The organism is Mycobacterium sp., assembly GCF_019243155.1.
GTDB lineage: Bacteria > Actinomycetota > Actinomycetes > Mycobacteriales > Mycobacteriaceae > Mycobacterium.
This window is the reverse complement of the sequence record NZ_JAFAUS010000192.1, coordinates 1-2,724: the sequence shown is the minus strand read 5'-3', so window position 1 is coordinate 2,724 and position 2,724 is coordinate 1. Positions and strand designations below refer to the sequence as shown.

The window sequence follows — 2,724 nt, the reverse complement described above, 5'->3', positions numbered from 1 at the left end:
TTTGCTGCACATGGAGATCACCCGCGAACGGCTGGAGCGCGAGTTCAATCTGGACCTGATCTCGACGTCGCCCAACGTGGTGTACCGGGTCATCAAAGAGGACAACAGCGAGATCGTGGTGACCAACCCGTCGGACTGGCCGGAAGGAAAAGTCCGCGATGTGTACGAACCGGTGGTGAAGACCACCATCATCGCGCCCAGCGAATTCATCGGCACCATCATGGAGCTGTGCCAGTCCCGTCGCGGCGAGCTGGGGGGCATGGACTACCTGTCGCCCGAGCGGGTGGAGCTGCGCTACACAATGCCGTTGGGCGAGATCATCTTCGACTTCTTCGACTCGCTGAAGTCGCGTACCCGCGGATACGCCAGCCTCGACTATGAGGAGGCCGGCGAACAGGAGGCCCAACTGGTCAAGGTCGACATCCTGCTGCAGGGCGAGGCGGTCGACGCGTTCAGTGCCATCGTTCACAAAGACGGGGCTGCGGCGTACGGCAACAAGATGACGACCAAGCTCAAGGAGCTGATCCCGCGCCAGCAGTTCGAGGTGCCGGTGCAGGCGGCCATCGGATCGAAAATCATTGCACGCGAGAACATCCGCGCAATTCGTAAGGACGTGCTGTCCAAGTGCTACGGCGGCGACATCACCCGTAAACGCAAACTTCTGGAGAAGCAGAAGGAAGGCAAGAAGCGCATGAAGACCATTGGGCGAGTGGATGTTCCGCAGGAGGCCTTTGTCGCGGCGCTCTCTGCCGACGCCGCGGGGGACAAGGGCAAGAAGTAGCCATGCGAATAGTCGGATCTGTGGCGGCGTTGACGTTGGTCGCCGCGTTGGCGGTGGGATGTGGTGCGGTCGTTGAAGGCTCGGCGAAGCCGGCGCCGAATCTGAAGCCGCGACCGCTTGCCGGGGAAACCGTCAGGGGGGTGTTGCTCGACGGCGCCACGCTGTCGCGGATGCTCGGCCAGCCCTTCGTGGCGCGCAAGCAACCCGAATTCGGTGGTCCCGAAAAGCTTTACGATACCGATAGATCGGTGACGCCACCCGGTTGCCAAGGGGTAACGGCGATGCTGCAGAAGAGCGTGTACCCCCCGGGTGATGTGTCGGACGTCGCATCCGAATCGTGGTGGAACAACGGCGAGCCGGCGCAAGTGCTCACGGTGTTGGAGGGCGTGGTCGCGCTGCCCTCGGCCGCGGACGCCCAGGCGTTGTTCGCGAAATTCACCCAGCAGTGGCAGCAGTGCACGGGCACGACGACGACGGAGCACACCGGCCCGATCAGCACGACCAACAACATCAGCGATGTCCGGACCGTCAATTCCATTGTCGCGGCCACGAATACCGCGACGTCGGTGCTGCCGAACATGCCGCCGCTGAGACCCACGCCACAGGCGCGCGCGATCGGCGTCCAGATGAACTGCCTCGTCGAGGTCGACGTGGTCTTCTTCGGTGGTCGGCGCTCCTCGGACCCGGGATCGGCCAACATAGACACCAGCGCCATCGACATCGCCCGCACCATGATGGACAGGGTTAACGCGCTGAGCTGACCTGGAATACGTCACGACGCTGAGACGTCTCTACTTGTTGGCTGTGCCTTCGGTGTGGCTTCGGTGTCGCATACGGCAGTCGGCGCATCGCCTACCTAGACTTCAGGTCAAGGAAGGTATGAAGTGGATCGAGCGTGTCCGGCCGGTCGAGGTGCCCTGACCAGGACAAGATCGGTGATGAACGAATGACCCGCGCTTGGCGTTTGGTGACCCTGCTGGCGGCTGTGCTGCTGGCCGCGGGCTGTTCGGTGACCGTTGACGGGACGGCGCAACCGGGGCCGTCACATGTGACGCCGCGCCTGCTGACCGGGCAGACCATTACCCGGGTGTTGCTCGGCAGGAGCGCGCTGTCGCTAATCGTCAAGCAGCCCTTGGAAATCGATTCCTCTTCTCCACCGAGTTTTGGCGGTCCCGAGATACTGCAGGGCGTGAGCTCGCCGGCCGACTGCATGGGCGTCGCGGTGATGATGGAGAAGGGCGTGTACGAGTCCAGCAACGTCAAAGACGTTGCGCTCGAGACGTGGCGGCCCCACGCGACGGGCGCGGAGGTGACCAGGGTGAAGCAGGGTGTGGTCAGCTTCCCCACCGCCGCCGACGCCGAGGCGCTGTTCGACAGGGTCTCTCAGCAATGGCAGAAATGCGAGGGCCAGACGGTGCCCCTTTCGAGCGGCGCATTCGGGCTTGGCATCAAGGTCCACGACGTACAGACGGCGGCTTCCGTTGTCGCGGCGACCATTTCGATGGATATGGGTCTGCCCGGTTCGGCTGGGGCATCCGTGCCCGCGGGGCGGGCCGTCGGTGTGCGGGGCAATTGCCTGATCGAGGTCGAGGTCGACTTTTCCAAGAATCAGGACGCCTCACTTCAAGGAAGGGGCGGCGCCAACACCAGCGCGTTGGATATCGCGCAGGTGATGAGAGACAAAGTCCTGGCACTGAGTTGACGCCCGGCCGACAACGGCGGCACCGGTCACATGGGTGCGTTGGCGGGCAGGAACGTCCCCGAGCCGTCGGCTTCCTCCTCGGCACGAATCACGTGCACCACCGCGTTGATCAACGCCAGGTGAGTGAACGCCTGAGGAAAGTTGCCCAGCTGCCGACCGGTGCGCGGTTCGATTTCCTCGGCGTAGAGGTGTAGCGGGCTGGCATAGGACAATAGCCGCTCGCACAAGCGCTTGGCGCGCG

General features: G+C 63.6%; 3 protein-coding genes and 1 pseudogene. 3 read left to right on the top strand and 1 reads right to left on the bottom strand.

Translation table 11 applies throughout. The features are described 5' to 3' along the window. The 3 genes and pseudogenes from JOZ00_RS09375 to JOZ00_RS09365 all read left to right on the top strand — a co-directional run. Positions 1 to 781 (top strand): annotated as a pseudogene (locus tag JOZ00_RS09375) (elongation factor 4); the annotation flags it as partial. 2 nt (positions 782 to 783) lie between these two features. Further along, complete coding sequence (locus tag JOZ00_RS09370; RefSeq protein ID WP_293342904.1) at positions 784 to 1,542, top strand: sensor domain-containing protein; 759 nt, start codon at positions 784 to 786, stop codon at positions 1,540 to 1,542. A 185-nt stretch (positions 1,543 to 1,727) separates the two neighbouring features. Then, on the top strand, positions 1,728 to 2,483 hold the full coding sequence (locus tag JOZ00_RS09365) for a sensor domain-containing protein (protein WP_293342901.1): 756 nt from the start codon (positions 1,728 to 1,730) through the stop codon (positions 2,481 to 2,483). 26 nt (positions 2,484 to 2,509) lie between these two features. On the opposite strand, the gene JOZ00_RS09360 is transcribed toward JOZ00_RS09365, so the two are convergent. Beyond that, positions 2,510 to 2,724, bottom strand: a 215-nt coding sequence (locus JOZ00_RS09360; RefSeq protein ID WP_366022280.1) for a glycoside hydrolase family 15 protein, incomplete at its 5' end; no start/stop codon positions are given.

Excerpts from the sequence above, each read along its gene's own strand:
- JOZ00_RS09370 (WP_293342904.1), top strand. The coding sequence starts at position 784 with ATGCGAATAGTCGGATCTGTGGCGGCGTTGACGTTGGTCGCCGCGTTG.
- JOZ00_RS09365 (WP_293342901.1), top strand. The coding sequence starts at position 1,728 with ATGACCCGCGCTTGGCGTTTGGTGACCCTGCTGGCGGCTGTGCTGCTG.